The 20,275-nt window shown below is 71.9% G+C and carries 17 protein-coding genes; 6 read left to right on the forward strand and 11 right to left on the reverse strand.

The genetic code is table 11. The annotated features are described in order from the left end of the window. Positions 1-7 precede the first annotated feature (7 nt). The 6 genes from ASC58_RS17135 to ASC58_RS17160 form a co-directional block, all read right to left on the reverse strand. Positions 8-928, reverse strand: a complete 921-nt coding sequence (locus ASC58_RS17135) for a M56 family metallopeptidase (protein WP_157598561.1) — start codon at positions 926-928, stop codon at positions 8-10. Positions 929-975: 47 nt separating this feature from the next. Continuing rightward, positions 976-1,395, reverse strand: coding sequence for a BlaI/MecI/CopY family transcriptional regulator (locus ASC58_RS17140; RefSeq protein WP_369796256.1), 420 nt, complete (start codon positions 1,393-1,395; stop codon positions 976-978). Continuing rightward, on the reverse strand, positions 1,392-3,053 hold the full coding sequence (gene cydC, locus ASC58_RS17145) for a thiol reductant ABC exporter subunit CydC (RefSeq protein ID WP_056920169.1): 1,662 nt from the start codon (positions 3,051-3,053) through the stop codon (positions 1,392-1,394). Before cydC ends, ASC58_RS17140 begins: the two co-directional genes overlap by 4 nt. Next, positions 3,050-4,651 (reverse strand): thiol reductant ABC exporter subunit CydD, encoded by a 1,602-nt coding sequence (gene cydD / locus ASC58_RS17150; RefSeq protein WP_056920170.1) that lies wholly within the window; start codon positions 4,649-4,651, stop codon positions 3,050-3,052. Before cydD ends, cydC begins: the two co-directional genes overlap by 4 nt. Next, on the reverse strand, positions 4,651-5,706 hold the full coding sequence (gene cydB, locus ASC58_RS17155) for a cytochrome d ubiquinol oxidase subunit II (RefSeq protein ID WP_056920171.1): 1,056 nt from the start codon (positions 5,704-5,706) through the stop codon (positions 4,651-4,653). The genes cydD and cydB overlap by 1 nt, the downstream gene beginning before the upstream one ends. Positions 5,707-5,767: 61 nt before the next feature. Further along, positions 5,768-7,201 carry a cytochrome ubiquinol oxidase subunit I gene (locus ASC58_RS17160; RefSeq protein WP_056915969.1) on the reverse strand — a complete coding sequence of 478 codons (1,434 nt, stop codon included), beginning with the start codon at positions 7,199-7,201 and terminating at the stop codon, positions 5,768-5,770. 152 nt (positions 7,202-7,353) lie between these two features. On the opposite strand from ASC58_RS17160, the gene ASC58_RS17165 reads away from it, so the two are divergent. Then, positions 7,354-8,061: a gamma-glutamyl-gamma-aminobutyrate hydrolase family protein gene (locus ASC58_RS17165; RefSeq protein WP_056920172.1), complete on the forward strand. Its 708-nt coding sequence runs from the start codon at positions 7,354-7,356 to the stop codon at positions 8,059-8,061. On the opposite strand, the gene galE is transcribed toward ASC58_RS17165, so the two are convergent. From galE to paaI, 3 genes are all read right to left on the reverse strand, one after another. After that, complete coding sequence (galE, locus tag ASC58_RS17170) at positions 8,049-9,065, reverse strand: UDP-glucose 4-epimerase GalE (RefSeq protein WP_056915967.1); 1,017 nt, start codon at positions 9,063-9,065, stop codon at positions 8,049-8,051. The two genes, ASC58_RS17165 and galE, sit on opposite strands and share 13 nt — an antisense overlap. Before the next feature lie 80 nt (positions 9,066-9,145). Further along, on the reverse strand, positions 9,146-9,922 hold the full coding sequence (locus tag ASC58_RS17175) for a peptidylprolyl isomerase (protein WP_056920173.1): 777 nt from the start codon (positions 9,920-9,922) through the stop codon (positions 9,146-9,148). 100 nt (positions 9,923-10,022) lie between these two features. Then, positions 10,023-10,445: a hydroxyphenylacetyl-CoA thioesterase PaaI gene (paaI, locus tag ASC58_RS17180; RefSeq protein ID WP_235529301.1), complete on the reverse strand. Its 423-nt coding sequence runs from the start codon at positions 10,443-10,445 to the stop codon at positions 10,023-10,025. 52 nt (positions 10,446-10,497) lie between these two features. Between paaI and paaN the strand changes: the two genes are divergently transcribed. Next, positions 10,498-12,261 (forward strand): phenylacetic acid degradation protein PaaN, encoded by a 1,764-nt coding sequence (gene paaN / locus ASC58_RS17185; RefSeq protein WP_056920174.1) that lies wholly within the window; start codon positions 10,498-10,500, stop codon positions 12,259-12,261. A 17-nt stretch (positions 12,262-12,278) separates the two neighbouring features. Continuing rightward, positions 12,279-12,662, forward strand: coding sequence for a phage holin family protein (locus ASC58_RS17190; RefSeq protein ID WP_056920175.1), 384 nt, complete (start codon positions 12,279-12,281; stop codon positions 12,660-12,662). Between the two features lie 227 nt (positions 12,663-12,889). Here ASC58_RS17190 and ASC58_RS17195 read toward each other — a convergent pair whose 3' ends face one another. After that, positions 12,890-13,624 carry a helix-turn-helix transcriptional regulator gene (locus ASC58_RS17195; protein ID WP_056920176.1) on the reverse strand — a complete coding sequence of 245 codons (735 nt, stop codon included), beginning with the start codon at positions 13,622-13,624 and terminating at the stop codon, positions 12,890-12,892. A 151-nt stretch (positions 13,625-13,775) separates the two neighbouring features. Here ASC58_RS17195 and hisC point away from each other — a divergent pair, with 151 nt between their 5' ends. Continuing rightward, positions 13,776-14,879, forward strand: a complete 1,104-nt coding sequence (hisC, locus tag ASC58_RS17200; RefSeq protein WP_056920177.1) for a histidinol-phosphate transaminase — start codon at positions 13,776-13,778, stop codon at positions 14,877-14,879. Positions 14,880-15,032: 153 nt separating this feature from the next. Then, positions 15,033-18,335 (forward strand): S8 family serine peptidase, encoded by a 3,303-nt coding sequence (locus ASC58_RS17205; protein WP_200947862.1) that lies wholly within the window; start codon positions 15,033-15,035, stop codon positions 18,333-18,335. Between the two features lie 107 nt (positions 18,336-18,442). On the opposite strand, the gene ASC58_RS17210 is transcribed toward ASC58_RS17205, so the two are convergent. Continuing rightward, positions 18,443-18,883: a hypothetical protein gene (locus ASC58_RS17210; protein ID WP_056920179.1), complete on the reverse strand. Its 441-nt coding sequence runs from the start codon at positions 18,881-18,883 to the stop codon at positions 18,443-18,445. A 79-nt stretch (positions 18,884-18,962) separates the two neighbouring features. Here ASC58_RS17210 and mgrA point away from each other — a divergent pair, with 79 nt between their 5' ends. Next, the gene (mgrA, locus tag ASC58_RS17215) at positions 18,963-20,009 is read left to right on the forward strand and encodes an L-glyceraldehyde 3-phosphate reductase (protein WP_056915959.1); all 1,047 of its coding nucleotides are present in this window, start codon (positions 18,963-18,965) and stop codon (positions 20,007-20,009) included. The last annotated feature ends 266 nt before the right edge of the window (positions 20,010-20,275 follow it).

A 20,275-nucleotide genomic window follows, 5' to 3' on the forward strand; every position in this document is an offset into this window, starting at 1 on the left:
CCGCGGTTCAGCCCAGTGCGACGGCCAGCAGCGCCACGGGCGTGGTGAGCACCAGCGCTGCGAACGCGAGCATCGCCATTCGAAGGGCGGGGCTGGCGTCGGGTTCGGTGAGCAGCAGCATGCGGTCGCGGGTGGCCGACGACGCCCCGGCAGACCTGTCGGCGGCGCCCCCGTCGCCGGCGCTCCCGCCCACGGCACCGCCGTCGGCAGCGTCTCCGTCGGTCGTGCCGTCGGTGGCTCCCAGGGCCGTGTCCGGGTGCGCGCCCCTGGCCAGCGACACGAGGGCGCGGGCGAGCGGAACCGGTCCGGCGACCTTGCGGGCGGCCCGGTCGGCCAGCACCTCGACGAGCAACCGGACCTCGCGCAGCGCCTCGACCGCCCGCAGCCGCGACGGCACCGCCTCGTGCAGCACCGCGAAGAACTCCAGCACCAGGTCGTGCCTCGCCCGCAGGTGCGCCCGTTCGTGCGCGAGGACCGCGGCGAGCTCGTCGGCGGGCAGGGCCAGCAGGGTGCCCTCGGTGAGGACCACCCGTCGTCGCCGCCCGGGCAGGCAGTATGCCGTCGGCGTGGGGTGCGCGAGGACGCGCACCTCGCCCCCGGCCAGGCCCGCGGTGCGGCTGTCATGGGTCCCGAGCGCGTCGACCAGCTCGCCGTGGCGACGGCGCTCGCTGCGCAGCCGGGTGCCGACCCGGTGACCGGACCACAGCACGCGGGCGAGCATGCCGCCGCTGAACAGGAGGGCGACGACCGTGGCCCACCCCGGCAGCGTGGTGCTCGCGACAGCCGCCGGCGCCACGGCGAGGGCGGCCACGACCCCGGCCAGCGACACGCACTGCCACACGACCAGCGCCTCGAACGGTGCCCGCCTGAACCGCGTCAGCCCGGCCATGACCCGCGGACCCGGCCCGGCCAACGACCCGGCGGCCACGGCCAGCGCGACGGTGGCGGCCGGAGCAGCGGAGGCGAGCTCCCCGGTCAGGGTCGCGGGCCCTCGGAGTGCCGCTGCTCCACCTCGGCGAGGGCCGCCTTGAGGTCGGCGATCTCCTCTGCCGTGGCATCCCCGAGGAAGTGCAGCATCGCGGTCCGTCGGTCGGGGGCCGCCATGCCGCTCAGCTGGGCCCGCATCGAGGTGGCGGTGAGCTCCTCGCGGGAGTCGGCCGCGGCATACAGGTAGGCCCGTCCGCTGCGCTCCTGCGTGAGGAGCCCGCTCTCGGCAAGGCGCCCCATGACGGTCATGACCGTCGTGTAGGCGAGGTCGCGGCTGCGGCTCAGCTCGTCGTGCACCTCGCGGACCGAGAGGGGGGCGCGACCGTCGGCCCCGGCCGCCCAGACGGCGTCCATCACCGCACGCTCGAGCTCGCCGAGCTTGTTGATCGCCTTGTGCGGCATCGTCATCCCACCTGTCCCACGAGCCCGACCTCCGGGCTCGTCAGGTCCATGATGCCGTCCGCGTCCGTGAGCCCCTCGGGCCGGTGGCTGACGACGACCACGGTGCGCCCGCCGCGGGACCGGACGAGGTCCCGCAGGACCGCGACGGCGGTGGGGTGGTCGAGGTGGGCGACGGGCTCGTCGAGCAGCACCACGGGTCGGCCGGACAGCAGCGCGCGGGCGATGGACAGCCGGGCACGTTCGCCGCCGCTGACGCCCTGTCCGCCGCTGCCCAGGACCGTGTCGAGACCGTTCGGGAGCGACGCGAACCACTCGCCCAGCCCGGCGTCGTCGAGCGCCTGCCCGACGGCCCGGTCGTCGGCACCCGGTCTGGCGAGTCGCAGGTTCTCGCGCAGGGTCGTCGCGAACACGTGCGGCTCGTCGTCGACCACGGCGACGAGGTCGCGGACCGTGGCGGCAGGCAGGTCACGGACGTCGACCCCGTCCACGAGGAACCGCCCGTCCGACGGGTCGAGCTGTCGCGCGAGGACGGCGAGGAGGGTCGACTTGCCGCAACCGCTCGGCCCGACGACGGCCTGCACGGTCCCGGCCGGCAGGTCGAGGTCGGTCGTGGGCAGGTGGGTGCGGGTGCCGTCCCAGGTCGCGCTGACCCCGCGCAGCTCGAGGTGGGGCGTGCCGCCCGGCCGGCGCGGGCGCAGCCGACCGGACAGGGGCTGCGGGTGGTCGACGACGGCGGGTTCCGCGTCGAGCAGGAAGTCCAGACGCGTCGCGCTCGCCTGCGCGCGGGCCCATGAGCGGGCGACGTCCGGCAGGGAGCCGAACACCTCGGCCAGGGCGAACGGCGCCAGCACCAGGAGGGCCGTCACGGGGTCGGAGTGCCCACCGCGACGGGCGACGACGGCGCACGCGACCGTGGCCAGCGCGGTCGCGAGCGGGAGGGCGGCCGCGGCGAGGGCGCGGCCGACGGCCTGGCGTCGCGTGCTCGCCGCGACGGCTGCGTGGGCCTCGTCGACCCGGGCCAGCGCAGCGGCCGTGGCCCCGATGGCCTGCAGCTCGTCGACCTGCGAGGCCACCAGCTCGGTCACCCGGGTCAGCTCCTCCCGGGCCGTGCCGAGCTCGACCTGGCTTCGTGCCTCCACCCGCCAGGCGACCATGGTGACCGCCGCGACGGTGGCGAGGAGGCCAGCGACGACGATGCCGGCCGCGGGTTCGACGAGGGTGCACAGCACCAGGGCACCGGCGCCGGTCAGGGTCACCGCGAGCACGGGCACCGTCACCCGGACCTGCGCCTCGACCCGGTCGGTGACGTCGTCGACGACGCCGCGCAGCGACGCTGCCCGACCCCGGCGGGGCAGGCGGGCGGGAGTCAGCGGCACCAGCGCGGCATACACGTCGGTGCGCGCCCGGGCCAGGTCGTCGAGGGCGGCGTCGTGCGAACGCAGCCGCTCGCGGTACCGCAGCACCGGCCTCGCCATCCCGAACGTCCGGACGGCCACGATCGCGGTGAGCAGGGTGAGGATGACGGGGCGCTCGCTGGCGCGGACGATGAGCCAGCCGGAGGTCGCGGTGAGCGCCACCCCCGACCCGAGTGCGCCGGCGCCGATGACCCCGGCGAGGACGACGCGGGGCGAGGCCACGCGCCGGCCGACCCGGGGGCTGCTCATGCGGTCACCCCGACCGGCTGCAGGTGCACGTGCTGGTCGGCGAGGGCGACGAGCTCGGGGCGGTGGGTGACGACGATGACGCAGCGGCGTTCGGCGAGGGTGGCGATGACCTCGTGGGTCAGGGCGGCGGTGGCCTCGTCGAGGTGGGCGGTGGGTTCGTCGAGGAGCACGACGGTGGCCCGGCTGAGGGTGGCCCGCGCGAGGACGAGGCGGGCCCGCTGCCCGGCCGACAGCCCGCGGCCGTCGTCGCCGAGCGGGGTGTCGAGACCTGCGGGCAGGGCGGCGACGGGGCCCTCGAGGCCCACCTCCCGCAGCGCCGCCCACAACGACTCGCCCGGTGTGCTGGAGTCGCCTCCGAGGGTGAGGTTGCTGCGGATGCTCTCGGTCGTGAGGAACGGGCGTTGCGTCACGAGGTGCGTCGCCGGCGCCGTGACCGTCCCCCGGGAGGGTGTCCGCAGGCCGGCCACCAGCGCGAGCAGGGTCGACTTGCCGACGCCCGACGGACCCGTGACGACGGTGAGGCCGACGCCGGCGGCGAGGTCGAGGTCGTCCAGGACCGGGTGCGTGGCTCCGGGGTGGGTGTACCCGAGCCCGTGCACCTCGACCCGGGCGGCCTTGGGCACCGTGTGGACGAGGACGCCGTGGTCCTGTCGTTCCTGCGCCCCGTCGCCGAGCCGGGCGGTGACCTCGGCCAGGGCGGCGGCACCGTCGGCGGCGCTGTGGAACTCCGCGCCCACCCGTCGCACCGGCCAGTAGGCCTCGGGCGCCAGCAGGATCGCGACCAGGGCCGTCCCGAGCTCCAGGCCGCCGTGCGACAGCCGCAGCCCCACGATGACGGCGACGATCGCGACACAGATCGTCGCGAGCAGCTCGAGCGCTGCCGAGCTCAGGAAGGCCAGCCGCAGGGTGGCCATGGTGGTCCGGCGGTGCCGCTGGCTGACCTCGCCGATGACGGCGGTCTGTCGCTCGGCCCGACCGTAGGCCGCCAGCGTCGGCAGCCCGCGCACCACGTCGAGGAAGTGCCCGGACAAGGAGGCCAGTGCCTTCCAGCGCTGCTGGGTCGCGTCGCGGGTCGTGGCCCCGATCAGGGCGGCGAACACCGGGAGCAGCGGCAGGGTGAGCACGACCACGAGGGCGCTGCGCCAGTCGACGACCGCGAGGACCACGACGGCCAGCGGCGGGACGACGCAGGCGGTGACGAGGGCGGGCAGGAACCGTGCGACGTACGGCTCGATGCTCGTCGCTCCCTGGTCGGCGAGGACCAGGGCGGTCGCCGGGTCGGGGCGCCGCTCGGCCGGGGCGGCGGCCCAGTGGCGCAGGAGGCGGCTGCGGGCCCCGGCGCTGACCGCGGCACCCGCCGACGCCGCCACGCGTTCGCCGGTCAGGGCGAGCAGCCCGCGGACCACGAACAGTCCGAGCAGGTATGCCGCGGGGGCGCCGAGCGGCACACCCCTCACCGCCGCGACCACCACGGCGGACAGGGCGAACGCCGTGGCGACGGTCGCGATGCCCTGGGCCACGCCCACGGCGCCGAGGGTGGCGAGCGGGCGTCGGGCCTCGGGCAGCGTGCGCAGGACCTGCGGGTCGAACGGACGCATCAGCGGGTGGCCGGGCTGGGCTCGGCGTGGTCGTGCCTGGTGGCGCCCGGGATGTGCTGCGTGCCGATGCGCTTGCGGAAGATCCAGTACGTCCACGACTGGTAGAGCAGCACGATCGGCGTGAACACCACCGCCACCCACGTCATGATCTTGAGCGTGTAGGGCGTGCTCGAGGCGTTGGCGGTCGTCAGCGACCACGCGGCGTCGAGGGTGCTGGGCATGACGTTCGGGAAGAGCAGGAGGAAGTACGTCGTCACGGCCATCGCGATGGTCACGAAGGTGCCGACGAAGGCCCAGCCCTCGCGGCCCCGCAGGTTGGCCGCCAGGGAGGCGACGAGGGCGCCGGCGGCGACCACGGTCGACACCCACGAACCGATGTTGCCGTCAGCGGCGCCGAGGATGGCGAGGAGGGCGACGGCGAGGACGGCGGTGACGACGCCGGTGCGGGTGGCGACGCCCCGGGCGTCCTCACGGATCGGGCCGGTGGTCTTCAGGGCCACGAACAACGCGCCGTGGGTGAGGAAGAGGCCGACGGTGACGAGGCCACCGAGCAGCGAGACCGGGTTGAGCAGGGTGAACAGGTTGCCGGTGAACTCCTTGCTCGCGTCGATCGGCAGGCCCCGCACGACGTTGGTCAGGGCGACGCCCCAGAGCAGGGCCGGCACCGCCGAGCCGACGATGATCGCGGCGTCCCAGCGGGCCCGCCACGTGGCGTCATCGCGCTTGCCGCGGTAGTCGAACCCGAGGTTGCGCACGATGAGGGCGACGAGGATGAGCAGCAGGGGGAGGTAGAACGCGCTGAACATGGTGGCGTACCAGTGCGGGAAGGCGGCGAAGGTGGCCCCACCCGCCGTCAGCACCCAGACCTCGTTGCCGTCCCACACCGGGCCGATCGTGTTGATCATGACCCGGCGGCGCTTCTCCGTGGTCTCGTCGTCCTCGCCCCGTCCGAGGACGGGGAGCAGCATGCCCACCCCGAAGTCGAAGCCCTCGAGGACGAAGTAGCCGGTCCACAGGACGGCGATGATGATGAACCACACGGTGCTGAGTTCCATTGCGGTGCAATCCTTTTCAGTCAGTCAGTCAGTCAGTCAGTCAGTCAGTCAGCGACGGCGGTCAGTAGGCGAAGGCGAGGGGGGCGTCCTCGTCCTGGTCGGCGGCGACCACGGGGTCCTCGAACGGCGGCGCCCCGGCGCGCAGGTAGGTGAGGAAGAGCTTCACCTCGATGACCGCGAGCACGCCGTAGAGCAGCGTGTAGACGACCATCGACGTGACCACCTCGCCGGCCGAGACCGACGGTGAGACCCCGGTGCTGGTCGACATCACGCCGAACACCAGCCACGGCTGGCGACCGGCCTCGGTGAAGATCCAGCCGAAGCTGTTGCCGAAGATGGGCAGCAGCGGTGTCGCGATGACGACCCAGTGCCACCAGCGCGCGCGGGGAACGCGACCGCCGCGAGTCGTCCAGAGGACCGCGAGGGCGATGAGGCAGGCGGCCATGCCGACGCCGATCATCAGCCGGAAGCTCCAGTAGGACAGCGGGATGTTGGGCGTGTAGGTCGCGTCCGCGGTGAGCGGGTTGCCGGTGCCGTACTTCTGCGCGTACTCCGCCTTGAGCTCGTTGATGCCCTGGACGCTGCCGTCGAAGTGCCCGGTCGCCAGGAAGCTCAGCAGCCCGGGGACGGTGACCGCGAACTTCTCCTCGCTGCCGTCGAGCGAGCCGATCGTCAGCAGCGAGAAGGGGGCGTTGCCGTCGGAGCTGTCGTACAGCGCCTCTGCCGCAGCCATCTTCATCGGCTGGACGTCGGTCATGATCTTGCCCTGGATGTCGCCGGTCACGGCGAGGGCGAGACCCGCGACGAGGGTGACGACGGCTCCCAGGCGGGTCGCGCGCCGGTACATCCCCTCGTCCGTGCCCACGTCGACCCGGCGCAGGTGCCACAGCGCGACGGCCATGACGACCGCGCCCCCGACGAGGTAGGCCGCCGCGACGACGTGGGGGAACGTCACGAGCTGCACCTTGTTGGTGAGGACCGCGCCGAAGTCGGTCAGCTCGGCCCGCTTGGTCACCGGGTTGAGGCGGTAGCCGACGGGGTTCTGCATGAACGAGTTGGCGCTGAGGATGAAGTACGCCGACAGCAGCGTGCCCACGTGCACGATCCACATGCAGGCTGCGTGCAGCTTCTCGGGGATGCGGCCCCAGCCGAAGATCCACAGCCCGAGGAAGGTCGACTCGAGGAAGAACGCGAGGAGCGCCTCGATCGCCAGCGGTGCGCCGAAGATGTCTCCGACGAACCGGCTGTAGTCCGACCAGTTCATGCCGAACTGGAACTCCTGCACGATGCCCGTGACGAGCCCGAGCGCGAAGTTGATCGTGAAGAGCTTGCCGAAGAACTTGGCGAGCCGCAGGTCGTCCGGCCGGCGGCGCCGCACCCACGAGGAGTGGTACCAGGCCACGAGGGCGGACAGGCCGATTGTCACCGGCACGAACAGGAAGTGGTAGACGGTGGTGATGGCGAACTGCCACCTGGCCAGGTCGAGGTTGTCCATCGTTGCTCCGGGGTTCTCTGCACGACTGCGGGGCACTACTACGGTTCGTAGTACATACTACGCCGCGTCGTAGACCTGGTGACAGGGGCGAAGGTCCCGACCACCCGTGACTCGCGTCTCACCGCCCGCTCCGGCTGGTTAGGGTCCTGCGTATGCCGCGTCCGCTCGTCCTCGTGCCCGCTCGCTGGGCGGGGCAGATCGAGGGACGCCCGCGCCCGGGCGTCTTCGCCCCGCGGTCCCTGGTGGACGCCATCGTCCGCGCCGGCGGGGAGCCGGTGCTCGCCTGGCCCGAGTCCGTCGAGCGGGCGAGGGACCTCGTGGCCCACGCCGGCGCCGTGGTGCTCCAGGGAGGCGAGGACCTCGACCTCCGACCGTTCGGTGTCCCGGACGTGCACCCGCGCGAGACGCACCCACCGGCCGAGCAGGACGCCGCGGACGTGGCCGTGACGCGTGCCGCGGTCGAGGCAGGGCTGCCCGTGCTGGCCATCTGCCGCGGGATGCAGGTGCTCAACATCGTCCTCGGCGGGACGATCCACCAGCACCTCGAGGAGACTTCGGTCGCCCACGCCGACAACTCCCACGCCGTGGACGTCGTTCCGGGGACCCTGCTCGAACGCGTCCTGGTCCGCGACGGTGGTGGGCTCCGGCGTGACGGCTGGTCCAACCACCACCAGGCCTGCGACCGGCTGGCCGACGGCTACCTGCTGTCAGCCACCACCCCCGACGGCTGCGTCGAGGCGATGGAGTCGTCCGACGGTCGCGTCATCGCCGTGCAGTGGCACCCCGAGGTGGACGCTGCCACCGTGCCGCACCAGCAGGCGCTGTTCGACTGGGTCGTCGAGGCCGCTCAGTCCGGGTAGCCGACCGGGTTCTCGCGCTGCCAGCGCCACTGGTCGGCGCACATGTCCTCGATCGTGCGGGTGGCCTTCCAGCCCAGCTCGGCCTCGGCCCGGCTGGGGTCGGCGTAGGACGCGGCGATGTCGCCGGCGCGGCGCCCCACGACCTCGTGCGGCAGCTCGTGGCCGCAGGCCTTCTCGAACGCGTGCAGCACCTCGAGGACGCTGGTCCCGTGCCCGGTGCCGAGGTTCCACGTGGAGACGACCTCGTCGGTGGTGCCGAGCCTGGTCAGGGCGGCGAGGTGGCCGGCGGCGAGGTCCTCGACGTGGATGTAGTCCCGCAGGGCGGTGCCGTCGGGCGTCGGGTAGTCGTCGCCGAAGACGCTCAGCTTCTCGCGCGTGCCGACCGCGACCTGCGCGATGAACGGCATGAGGTTGTTGGGGATCCCCTGCGGGTCCTCGCCGATGGTGCCCGAGGCGTGGGCCCCGACCGGGTTGAAGTAGCGCAGCAGCGCGATCCGCCAGCGCTCGTCGGTGCGTGCGACGTCACGCAGCACCTGCTCGATCATCACCTTGGTCCAGCCGTACGGGTTGGTGGCCGAGGTCGGGAACTCCTCCTTCATCGGGACCGGGGCGTTCTCGCCGTACACGGTCGCGGAGGAGGAGAAGACGAGCCGGAAGCAGCCGTGGCGCTGCATCGCCCGCACCAGGGCGAAGGTTGAGTCGAGGTTGTTCTGGTAGTACTCCAGGGGCACCTCGACGCTCTCGCCGACGGCCTTGAGCCCGGCGAAGTGGATGACCGCGTCGAACTTCCGCTCGGCGAACAGGTTCTCGGTCTTGTCGCGGTCGGTCAGGTCGAACGCGTGCACCTCGAGCGGCCCACCGATCAGGGCCTCGAGCCGCGGCACCACCGTCGGCTTGGAGTTGGCGAAGCTGTCGATGACGACGACCTCGTGCCCGGCCGCCACGAGCTGGACGACGGTGTGGGATCCGATGTAGCCGGCACCGCCGGTGACCAAGACGCGCATGCCCTCACCGTATTGCGTGCCGCCGGCTCCCAGCCACGGGTACCCGAGTGGTGGGCCGGGAGCCGGCGGCACGGACCGGCTCAGCGGCCGTGGTGCCCGCTGAGCCTGGCGCGCTCGATCTCGGTGCGCAGGGCCGGCATGCCGTCCTCCGGGGTGCCGTCGGTGCCGGGGTCGATGCCACCGGCCGCGATCGCGTCGAGGACCTTCATGCCCTTCTCGGTGACGTGGCCGAAGACCGTGTAGTCGGGGCGCAGCCGCGAGTCCCGGTAGACGAGGAAGAACTGGCTGCCGTTGGTGTCCGGCCCGGCGTTCGCCATGGCCAGGGTGCCGCGCGGGTAGACCTTGCGGCTGCCGTCGGGGAATCCGGGCCAGTTCTGCAGGGCCTTGGCGGAGTCGAGCTCGTCCTTGAAGGAGTAGCCGGGGTCTCCGTACCCCGTGCCGAGCGGGTCGCCGCACTGCAGGACCGACAGGGCCGCCGGCGGGGTCGTGTACGAGGTGAGGCGGTGGCAGATGGTGTCGTCGAAGTACTTGGCGCGTGTGAGGAACGCGAAGCTCTGCACGGTGCAGGGTGCCGCCGCGCGGTCGAGCACCAGCGGGATGTCGCCATGGTTCGTCTTCAGCGTGACGCCCAGGCTGCCCCGGTCCGGCGTGTGCCGCGGGTCCTTGGGCAGCCCCACGAACGTGGAGTAGGTGGTGTCCTCCATCGGCGTGTACGCACACGGACCCTTGGTGGGCTGCGTCGGTACGGCCGGGGGTCTGCCGTGGTGGTCGGTGCCGGCGGTCGCCGACGTGGTCGGCGCGAGGGCGACGGCTGCGGTGACTGCCGCGACGGCGGCGAGGCTTCTCAGTGGGCGCATGGTTCCTCCGGTGGTCGGGGGTCGACACGGTCGGTGCCGACCTCCTCGGACCCTAGGGACAAAACGGACGCCACGCTCGGCGAGATCCAGCGCCCGCGAGCTACCGGGGCGGGAGGCTGCGCGACCGGCCACGGAACTCTGCGACGACCGCCCCGTCGGCCTCCCGCGTGACGGTGACGTCGGTGAGACCGCTGCGGGCGAACGTCCGGCGCTGGTGGGCCTCCGCGACCAGGACGTCGCCGAGCCGCCCGGCGGACACGAACGTGATGTCGGCCACGGCGGCCACGGTCAGCGTGCCACCGCTGTTGCAGGCCAGCGCGAAGGCCGAGTCGGCCAGGGTGAAGACGAACCCGCCGTGCGCGATCGCGTGGCCGTTGACCATGGCCGGGGTCACCTCCATGCGGACCACGGCGTGGTCGAGCTCGATGACCAGCGCCTCCATGCCGAGTCCCCGCGAGGCCTCGTCGTCCGCCCACATCCGCTGCACGTGCCCCAGGTCCGTCTCGGCCGCCTCGTCGCTCACCCGCCCATCATGACCGGTCGGCACGAGCAGCGCCCGCGCCTACGATGACGCCATGACCCAGGCAACGGCGCCCACGCAGCCCACCGAGCCCCACGAAGGCCCCGGCGGCACCCCCCACCCCCTCGTCGCGAAGCACGCGGACGTCCTCGAGCAGGCCACCGCCGCGCTCGCCGCCCGCTCGTACTTCTCCCGCTACCCCGAGTCCCCCTCGCCGCGCGTCTACGGTGAGTCGGCCGCGGCCGACGGCCAGGCGGCATACGAGTCGTTGCTGGACAAGGCGTTCGGCGCCCTCGGTGCCGTGGCCACGGACGGGTCGTGGGTCGGCGAGGAGACCTCGCCGTACGGCCCGGCGCTGGGGATCACCTACCCCCACCTCGGCCTCGACGCCGCCATCGCCGCGGCGCAGGAGGCCCTCCCGGTATGGCGCGACGCCGGCGCCCGCACGCGTGCGGCCGTCTGCGTCGAGGTGATCGAGGGCATCAACCGCCGGTCGTTCGAGATCGCCCACTCGGTGATGCACACGACGGGACAGCCGTTCGTCATGGCGTTCCAGGCGGCCGGTCCGCACGCGCAGGACCGTGCCCTCGAGGCCGTCGTCGCGGGACTCGTCGAGCAGGAGCGCGTGCCCGCGTCCGTCGTCTGGGAGAAGCCCGGGAAGGACCGCCAGGGGAACCCCGCGCCGCTGCGGATGCAGAAGGACTACCGGATCGTGCCGCGAGGCCTGGCGCTCGTCATCGGGTGCAACACCTTCCCGACGTGGAACGCCTACCCGGGGATCTTCGCCTCGCTCGTCACCGGCAACCCCGTGATCATCAAGCCGCACCCCCACGCGATCCTGCCGCTGGCGATCTCGGTCGCCGTGGCCCGCGAGGTGCTGGCTGCCGCCGGGTTCAGCCCCGACCTCGTCCAGCTCGCCCCGGAGGCCGAGGGTGAGGGCCTCGCGAAGGTGCTCGCCGAGCGCGACGAGGTGCGGATCATCGACTACACCGGCGGCCCGTCGTTCGGGACCTGGCTCGAGGAGGCCGGCGCGGCGAGCGGCAAGCTCGTCTACACCGAGAAGGCCGGGGTGAACTCGATCGTCGTCGACTCGACCGACGACCTGCGCGGTGTCCTCGGCAACCTGGCGTTCTCGCTCACGCTCTACTCCGGCCAGATGTGCACGACCCCGCAGAACCTGTACGTGCCGCGCGACGGCATCAGCACCGACGAGGGACCGGTGTCGTTCGCGGAGTTCGGTGAGAAGCTCGCGGCCGCGGTCGGGAGGCTGACCGGCGACGACGCCAAGGCGGTCGAGCTGCTCGGTGCCACCGTCAACGACGGCGTCCGCGAGAACGCGGGCGGTCTGGCCGACCTCGCCGCGGAGGCCGGCGGCACGGTGGTGCTGGACTCCCGAGCCGTCACCCACCCGACCTGGCCCGACGCCGTGGTCCGCGCCCCGGGGCTGGTCAGCCTCGACGCGAGCCGCGAGGACGTCTACACCCAGGAGTGCTTCGGACCGGTCACGTTCCTCATCGCGACCTCGGGCACCGACCAGTCGCTGGCGCAGTTCCGCGACACCGTGCGCGAGCACGGTGCCATGACGGCTGCGGTCTACTCGACCGACGAGGCCGTCCTCGAGGCGGCCCGGGACGCTGCAGCCGACGCCGGGGTCGCCCTCTCGGAGAACCTCACCGGCCAGGTCTTCGTCAACCAGACGGCGGCCTTCTCCGACTTCCACGGCACCGGCGCCAACCCGGCGGCGAACGCGGCCTACACGGACGCCGCGTTCGTGGCGAGCCGCTTCCGCGTCGTCACCAGCCGACGGCACGTGGCCTGATCTGGAAGGATCGAGCCATGAACTTCATCATCAAGGTCGCGGTCAACGCGGTCGCCCTCTGGGTGGCGGCGTGGCTGCTCCCCGGCATCTCCTTCGGCGACGGCAAGTTCGGGTCCAAGTTCGCGACCGTGCTGCTCGTGGCGGTCGTGTTCGGCATCGTCAACGCCATCGTCAAGCCCGTCGCGAAGTTCCTGAGCTTCCCGTTCATCATCCTGACGCTGGGGCTGTTCACGTTCATCGTCAACGCCTTCATGCTCCAGCTCACCGAGTGGATCGCCGACCCGCTCGGCCTGAGCTTCACGATCAACGAGTTCTTCTGGGACGCGGTCCTGGGTGCCCTCGTGGTCACGGTCGTCTCGATGGTCCTCAACTGGGTCCTGCCCGACGGCGACGACGACTGACGCCGGCGCCACCACGACGACGAGGCCGCACCCCTTGGAGGGGTGCGGCCTCGTGACGTGTGCGGACCCGCCACCTGCCCCTGCACGGAAGTGGTCTGCGGGTCCCCGACGACATCCGTCCCCCCGGAGGAAGTCGCCGAGGCAAACTCTGACAGGACGATCTCGCCCGTGCCAGCCGACCGCGCTCCTTTTGCGTGAACACGCAACTGCGGGACCGATCGCCCCGTTCAGGCGCGGGCGCGTCCCCTGCGCAGGATGAGGACGGCGTCGACGCGGCTGTTGGCACCGAGCCGCGCGACCAGCTGGGCGATCTCCGACACGACGGTGCGCACGGAGACACCGAGCTCGCGGGCGATGCTGGCGTCCTTGGCCCCGCGGGCCAGCAGGATCGCGGTCTGCACCTGGCGCGGGGTGAACGGTGGGGCCTCACCCTCGGCCAGGGCGGGGCGCGAATCCGCCAGCACGAGGTCCCACAGCTCGAGGGCCGGGTCGACCACGTCCGGTGTCGTCGCTCTGTAGAGGGTCGGGGAGCCGTCGAGCTCGAGCGGGCCGGGCAGCACGACGCAGGAGCGGTCGATGACCCACATCGTGGTGACGGCGTGGCCCACCCGGGCGGTGGGGTCCAGCGAGGTCAGGAGCGGGTTCACGCGGAAGGCCCGCTCGCTGAAGATCGAGATCAGCTCGATCCCACGGTCACGCGACCGCCGGTCCAGCTCTGGTCCCGTGTCCCACGGTTCGAAGGGGATCACGGGCATGAGGCTGCCCATCTGCGTCGTGCAGGAGGCCTCGAGCGCGGCGAAACCGGCGTCGACCTGCTGAAGCCCGGTGCCCATCAAGCGGAAGCCCGGGGTGGGCTGGCCGATGGCGACCTCGATCGCCAGCTCGTTCACCATCGTCGTGAGGCGGGCCGCCCGCCGAGCCAGGTCGAGCCGGAGGTCGTCCTCCGTGTCGCCCGTTGCCACCGTCCTCGACCCCCGATCGTGTCCTCGTCGCGGCCCCCGCCGCGACCGAATGATCACACAGGTCGGGCCCGTCCGCGCGCAGCGAACCACCCTTCGGCGCCGGACGCGACTCGCCGTCACCCGGTCCGGGACGCCACCTACAGTGGAGGCCATGAGCGACACCGCCCGTGACACCGACGTCCAGCTGCGCAGCGCCCTCGACCAGGTCCCTGCCTACGTCCCCGGGAAGCCCGCGTCGGCCCCCGACGGGGTCGCGGCATACAAGGTGTCGTCGAACGAGAACCCGTTCCCCCCGCTGCCCTCCGTGCTCGAGGTGATCACCGAGGCGGCCGGCAACGTCAACCGGTACCCCGACATGGCCGTCACCGACCTCACCGACGCCCTCGCCCAGAGCCTGGGCGTCCCGATCGAGCACATCGCCACCGGCACGGGCTCGGTCGGCGTCCTCGGCCAGGTGATCGCTGCCACCTGCGACCCGGGCGACGAGGTGGTCCACGCCTGGCGCTCCTTCGAGGCGTACCCGATCGTCACGGCGCTCGCCGGTGCCACGTCCGTCAAGGTCGGGCTCGACGACCACGAGCGGCACCGCCTCGACGCGATGCTCGCCGCGATCACCGACCGCACGAAGGTCGTCATCGTCTGCACGCCCAACAACCCGACCGGTCCGATGGTGACCCACACCGAGCTCGAGCAGTTCCTCGAGCAGGTCCCGTCGAGGGTGCTCGTCGTCATCGACGAGGCGTACGTCGAGTTCGTCACCGGCGCCGACGCGCCGCGCTCCCTGGAGCTCTACCGCGACCGGCCGAACGTCATGGTGCTGCGCACCTTCTCCAAGGCCTACGGCCTCGCCGGGCTCCGCGTCGGGTATGCCGTGGCGCACCCGTCCGTGGCCGGTGCCCTGCGCAAGACCGCGACGCCGTTCGGCGTGAACTCGATCGCCCAGGCGGCGGCGATCGCGTCGCTGCGGGCGTTCGACGAGCTCCAGGAGCGGGTCGACCAGCTCGTCTCCGAGCGGGAGCGGGTGGTCGGCGCCCTGCGCGGCCAGGGCTGGTTCATCGCCGACACCGAGGCGAACTTCGTGTGGTTCGGCCTCGGCACGCGGTCCGGCGACTTCGCCGCCGCCGCCCAGGCCGCAGGGCTGACCCTGCGCCAGTACGGCGACGACGGGGTCCGCGCCACCATCGGCGAGACCGAGGCGAACGACGTCCTCATCCGCGTGGCCGGGGACTTCCTCGCCGACCAGCCCGCCGACTGACACCCAAACACCGGCAAACGGCCCTTCGACCGCCCTGACCGGGAGTCTTGGGACAACCTTTACCTTTCGGGCGGGAGCAACACCGTGTCCACCGGGCGAGACTGACCCGGATCGCCCGCCACCCGTGGGCGTCGGAGGGAAGGGGAATCCCACGTGACCGCACGACACACGAGGCGCCGCGGACTCACGATCGTTGCCGGGATGGCCGTGGCGGGGGTGGTCGCAGCAACCGTTGCGTCCGTCGCGTCGGCCGACCAGGGCAGCGGCGTGGGCTCGGCACCCGCGGCGAGGGCCGAGAAGGACCAGGTCAAGAAGGTCCAGAAGAAGGACAAGCTGGGCCAGCACGACCGCCAGCTGCTCAGCGCGGCCCAGCAGAAGGGGACCAAGCGGGTCACCCTGATGCTGGCCACCGAGAAGGGCGCCACGAAGGACGTCGTCAAGGCGGTCAAGGCGCAGGGTGGCTGGACCGGCATGGTCAACGACCGCATCGGGTACGTCCGGGCCAGCGTCCCGACCACCAAGGTGGACAAGGTGGCCGGCATCCTCAAGGTGATCGCCGTCGACCTCGACGAGTCGATCCCGCTGCCCAACCCTGCCGTCGAGCGCAGCAGCAAGACGGCCGCGGCAGCCGCCGTCGCCGCGCCGGGCAAGGGCACCCCCGACTCCAACCCCTACATGCCGACCCGCGACCAGGGGGCGACCGACTTCAAGACGAAGAACCCCGCCTGGGACGGCCGCGGCGTGACCATCGGCATCCTCGACTCCGGTGTCGACCTCGACCACCCGGCGCTGAAGACCACCTCGACCGGCGAGCGCAAGATCGTCGACTGGGTGACGGCCACCGACCCGATCTTCGACAACGACTTCACCTGGCGCCGGATGACCACCATGGTCACGGCTGCCCCGACGTTCACCTACGCGGGCTCGACCTGGACGGCCCCGGCGTCCGGCGACTACGCGGTCAGCCGCTTCTCCGAGGCCATCACCGAGGGCAGCGAGCCCGAGGGCGACGTCAACCGTGACGGAGACACCACCGACCAGTTCGGCGTGCTCTACGACTACGCCACGAACAACATCTGGGTCGACGCCAACCAGGACAAGGTGTTCACGGCCGACGAGTTCATGCGCCCCTACAAGGAGCGCTTCGACGTCCACCACTTCGGCACCGACGACCCCAAGACCGCCGTCGTCGAGCAGATGCCCTTCACGGTCGAGTTCCGCAAGGGTGTCGACCTCTCCCCGTACCAGGACCCGTCGCTGCCGCCGACCGCCGACTTCGTCAACATCGGCATCGTCGAGGACGCGCACGCCTCGCACGTCACGGGCATCGCCGCCGGGCACAGCCTCTTCGGCGGCAAGATGGACGGCGAGGCGCCCGGCGCCAAGATCGTCTCGTCCCGTGGCTGCACCTGGGGTGGTGGCTGCACCGCCGCGGCCCTCACCGACGGCATGGTCGACCTCGTCGCCAACCGTCACGTCGACGTGGTCAACATGTCGATCGGTGGCCTGCCCGCGCTCAACGACGGCAACAACGCCCGTTCGGCGCTCTACAACCGCCTGATCGACGAGTACGGCGTCCAGCTGTTCATCTCGGCCGGCAACAGCGGCCCTGGCGTCAACACCATCGGTGACCCGTCCGTGGCGACCGACGTCGTCAGCGTGGCGTCCTCCATCACCAAGGAGACCTGGCTGGCCAACTACGGGTCGACCGTGTCGACTCCGCTCACGCTGCACAACTACTCCTCGCGCGGACCGCGTGAGGACGGCGGCTTCAAGCCGAACATCATGGCCGCCGGCTCCGCGATCTCGACCGTCCCGCGGTGGCTCAAGCAGCCGGACGTGGCCGAGACCGGGTACACGCTCCCGGTGGGCTACGCCATGTTCAACGGCACGTCCATGGCCTCCCCGCAGGCCGCCGGTGGCGCCGCACTGCTCCTGTCCGCCGCTTTCGCGACGGGCACCGACACCTCGCCGGCACAGCTGCGGAACTCGATCTACTCCTCGGCGAAGTTCGTCAAGGGGCTCGAGGCCATCGGTCAGGGTGCCGGGCAGATGAACGTCCCTGCAGCGTGGACGCTGATCAAGAAGCGTCCGATGACCCAGGGCTACACCGTCTCGGCCCCGGTCTGCACCCCGATCTCGGACTTCCTCGCGACGCCCGACGTCGGCACCGGTGTCTACAACCGGTGTGGCAGCAACGAGGGTGGCCAGGTCGCGGGTGTCGCGAAGACCTACACGGTCTCGGCGACCCGCACGAGTGGTCGTGCGGGCGCGGCGCTGCACCAGCTGCGGCTGGTCGGCAACGACGGCACGTTCACCCTCGGGGCCACCAAGGCCCAGATGGCCAAGGGCACCAAGGTCAGCATCCCGGTCACGGCGAAGACGTCCACCCAGGGCGCGCACTCGGCGATCCTCGAGATCGACGACCCCGCCACCCCGGTGGTCGACCACCGCGTGCTCCTGACCGTGGTCCTCGCCAAGGAGCTGGCCAAGCCGTCCTACGCCACGTCGACCAGCGACAAGGTGGGCCGCAACCTCACCAAGAAGCTCTTCGTCAACGTCCCGGCGGGCACCAAGGCCCTCCAGGTCAACCTCGCCGGCACGGCGACCAAGAGCCAGGTGCGCTTCATCGGGATCAACCCGTATGGCGTGCCGGTCGAGTCGACCTCCTCGCTGGAGTGCTACACGAACTTCAGCGACCCGAGCACGTGCAAGCCGACGTCGCGCAACTACGCCAACCCGCTGCCCGGCATCTGGGAGTTCGAGGTCGAGGCCCGGCGCACGTCGCCGTTCCTGGACAACCCGTTCCGCCTGACGGCTGCGGCGCAGGGCGTCGTGGTGAACCCCGAGACGCAGACCCTGCCGTCGGTGACGGCGGGTGAGCCGAGCCCGGTGAGCTGGAGGGTCAGCAACTCCTTCGGGCCGGTCACGGTGACGCCGAAGGGTGGGTCGCTGGGCAGCTCCTCGTCCAGCCGCAAGACCATCGCCGACGGTGACCAGCAGACGTTCGAGGTGGTCGTGCCCGCGGGTGCCGAGCGCCTCGACGTGGCCATCGGGAACACCTCCGACCTCGGGGCCGACCTCGACCTCACGGTCAAGAACGCTGCCGGGGCCGTCGTCGGCTCCTCGGCCGACGGTGACTCGGAGGAGTCGGTGAGCCTCGCCGCCCCGGCGGCCGGCACCTACACGGTCGTGGTCGACGGCTACTCGGTGCCGGCAGGCACCACGCAGTACGACTACCTCGATGTGTTCTTCTCGCCGGCCCTGGGCACACTCGACGTGCCCGGCACCGCGATCGACCTGCCTGCGGGCGGCTCGACCACGGTGACCGGTCAGGTCACGGCCCAGCAGGCTCCGGCCTCGGGTCGCCGCCTGTTCGGCGAGATGAACGTCGTGTCCTCCGAGGGCGCGGTGCTCGGCACCGGGTCCGTGGTGATCGGCGCCGTCACGCAGTAGTCGGCACGCACAGGACACCGGACCCCGCGAGCACCACGCCCGCGGGGTCCGGTGCGTCCGGCCCCGGGGCCAGGTGTCCTCGCTCCCCGGGTCCGGTGCCTCCGGCGTCAGCCCGTGACGACGGCCTCGACGCGGAACGGCCGCCCCTGCTGGCACGTGCTGGCCATGTCCTCGACGCGGTACCCGCGCACGGTCACCTGCTGGCCAGCAGCGATCCCCGCGACCTTGCCGATGAGCAGCCACGGTCCGTTGGGGTCGGTCGGGATCGGGGTGAGCAGCAGGCAGCCCGCCTCGACACCGTCGGACACCGACCCGGTGACGGTGACGAGCCGCACCTTGCTGCCGGGGCGGGCAGGCACGCTCGGGTTCTCGGGATCGGGTGATGTCGTGGTGTCGGAGGTGGGCGGGGTCGCTCCGCCCGAGGTGCTCGACCCGGTCGTGCCACCGCCGGTCGTCGCGCCGGTCCCGCCGGTCGTCCCTGCGCCCGTCCCGCACGCGCCGAGCAGGGTGACGGCGGACAGGGCCAGGATCGGGCGAACGGGTCTCATCCACCCATCCTCACCCGGCGGTGACGCGGCGCGCCATACCCCGCTGGTCGCGGGAGGTCGCCCACGACAGACTGGGGGCATGGTCGACACCTGGCTCCCCGCCTACCTCCCCAGCCCTGACCGCTACGGCCCCATGCCCTACCGCAAGGTGGGCCAGAGCGGCCTGCACCTACCCGCCGTCTCCCTCGGGATGTGGCACAACTTCGGTGACGACAAGCCGTTCGACGTGCAGCGCGCGATCCTGCGCCGAGCCTTCGACATCGGCATCACCCACTTCGACCTCGCGAACAACTACGGCCCGCCCTACGGCTCGGCCGAGAAGAACTTCGGCCGCCACTTCGCCGCCGACTTCAGGCCCTACCGCGACGAGCTCGTCATCTCCTCCAAGGCGGGGTACGACATGTGGCCCGGGCCGTACGGCATCGGCGGCTCGCGCAAGTACCTGCTCGCCAGCCTCGACCAGAGCCTGCAGCGGATGGGCCTGGACTACGTCGACATCTTCTACAGCCACTGCCCCGACGAGGACACCCCGCTCGAGGAGACCATGGGCGCGCTCGCGACCGCGGTCAAGCAGGGCAAGGCGCTGTATGCCGGCATCTCCAGCTACTCCCCGGAGCGCACCGAGCGCGCGGCCGAGGTCCTCGCCGACCTGGGCGTGCCGCTGCTCATCCACCAGCCGAGCTACTCGATGCTCAACCGCTGGGTCGAGGGCGGCCTGCTCGACACCCTGGGTGAGAAGGGCATCGGCTGCATCGCGTTCAGCCCGCTGGCGCAGGGGATGCTGACGAACAAGTACCTCGGCGGCGTCCCGGAGGGCTCCCGGGCCTCGCAGGGCAAGTCCCTGTCGCCCGACCTGCTCACCGACGAGTCGCTGACGCACGTCCGCAAGCTCAACGACCTCGCCTCGGAGCGCGGGCAGTCGCTCGCGCAGATGGCGCTGGCCTGGGCGCTGCGCGACGAGCGGGTCACCTCGGTCCTCATCGGGGCGTCCTCGGTCGAGCAGCTCGAGGACTCGGCCGCTGCCGTGGCGAACCTGCGGTTCAGCGACCGCGAGCTCGCCGAGATCGACGCCGACGCCGTGGAGGCCGGGATCGACCTCTGGCGCGGCAAGTCCGAGATCAGCTGACCTGCGCCCCACGCAAGACGCTGGTTGCGCGGCATACCGCGGGAAAGCAACGCGACCTTTGCCGCGCAACCAGCGTTTTGCCGGGGTTGGGGAGTCCGGATTCTGAGATTTCCCGGGGTCCGGTTATCTTTGGCCTCAGCAAGGCCCTATGTGAGCGCCGCCACAACCGGTGCAACCAGCCTGCCGCGCAACGCCAGCAGCGGTGACCCCGCGGGGGTTGCCGTGGCCCGAGCCGAAGGTCCCGCCATGAGTGGGGCCGGAGGAAG

It is taken from the genome of Phycicoccus sp. Root101 (assembly GCF_001426245.1).
GTDB lineage: Bacteria > Actinomycetota > Actinomycetes > Actinomycetales > Dermatophilaceae > Pedococcus.

Bases quoted from the DNA above. Each gene is read 5' to 3' on its own strand.
- ASC58_RS17140 (WP_369796256.1), bottom strand. From the start codon at position 1,395: ATGACGATGCCGCACAAGGCGATCAACAAGCTCGGCGAGCTCGAGCGT.
- cydC (WP_056920169.1), bottom strand. From the start codon at position 3,053: ATGAGCAGCCCCCGGGTCGGCCGGCGCGTGGCCTCGCCCCGCGTCGTC.
- cydD (WP_056920170.1), bottom strand. From the start codon at position 4,651: ATGCGTCCGTTCGACCCGCAGGTCCTGCGCACGCTGCCCGAGGCCCGA.
- cydB (WP_056920171.1), bottom strand. From the start codon at position 5,706: ATGGAACTCAGCACCGTGTGGTTCATCATCATCGCCGTCCTGTGGACC.
- ASC58_RS17160 (WP_056915969.1), bottom strand. From the start codon at position 7,201: ATGGACAACCTCGACCTGGCCAGGTGGCAGTTCGCCATCACCACCGTC.
- ASC58_RS17165 (WP_056920172.1), top strand. From the start codon at position 7,354: ATGCCGCGTCCGCTCGTCCTCGTGCCCGCTCGCTGGGCGGGGCAGATC.
- galE (WP_056915967.1), bottom strand. From the start codon at position 9,065: ATGCGCGTCTTGGTCACCGGCGGTGCCGGCTACATCGGATCCCACACC.
- ASC58_RS17175 (WP_056920173.1), bottom strand. From the start codon at position 9,922: ATGCGCCCACTGAGAAGCCTCGCCGCCGTCGCGGCAGTCACCGCAGCC.
- paaN (WP_056920174.1), top strand. From the start codon at position 10,498: ATGACCCAGGCAACGGCGCCCACGCAGCCCACCGAGCCCCACGAAGGC.
- ASC58_RS17190 (WP_056920175.1), top strand. From the start codon at position 12,279: ATGAACTTCATCATCAAGGTCGCGGTCAACGCGGTCGCCCTCTGGGTG.
- hisC (WP_056920177.1), top strand. From the start codon at position 13,776: ATGAGCGACACCGCCCGTGACACCGACGTCCAGCTGCGCAGCGCCCTC.
- ASC58_RS17210 (WP_056920179.1), bottom strand. From the start codon at position 18,883: ATGAGACCCGTTCGCCCGATCCTGGCCCTGTCCGCCGTCACCCTGCTC.
- mgrA (WP_056915959.1), top strand. From the start codon at position 18,963: ATGGTCGACACCTGGCTCCCCGCCTACCTCCCCAGCCCTGACCGCTAC.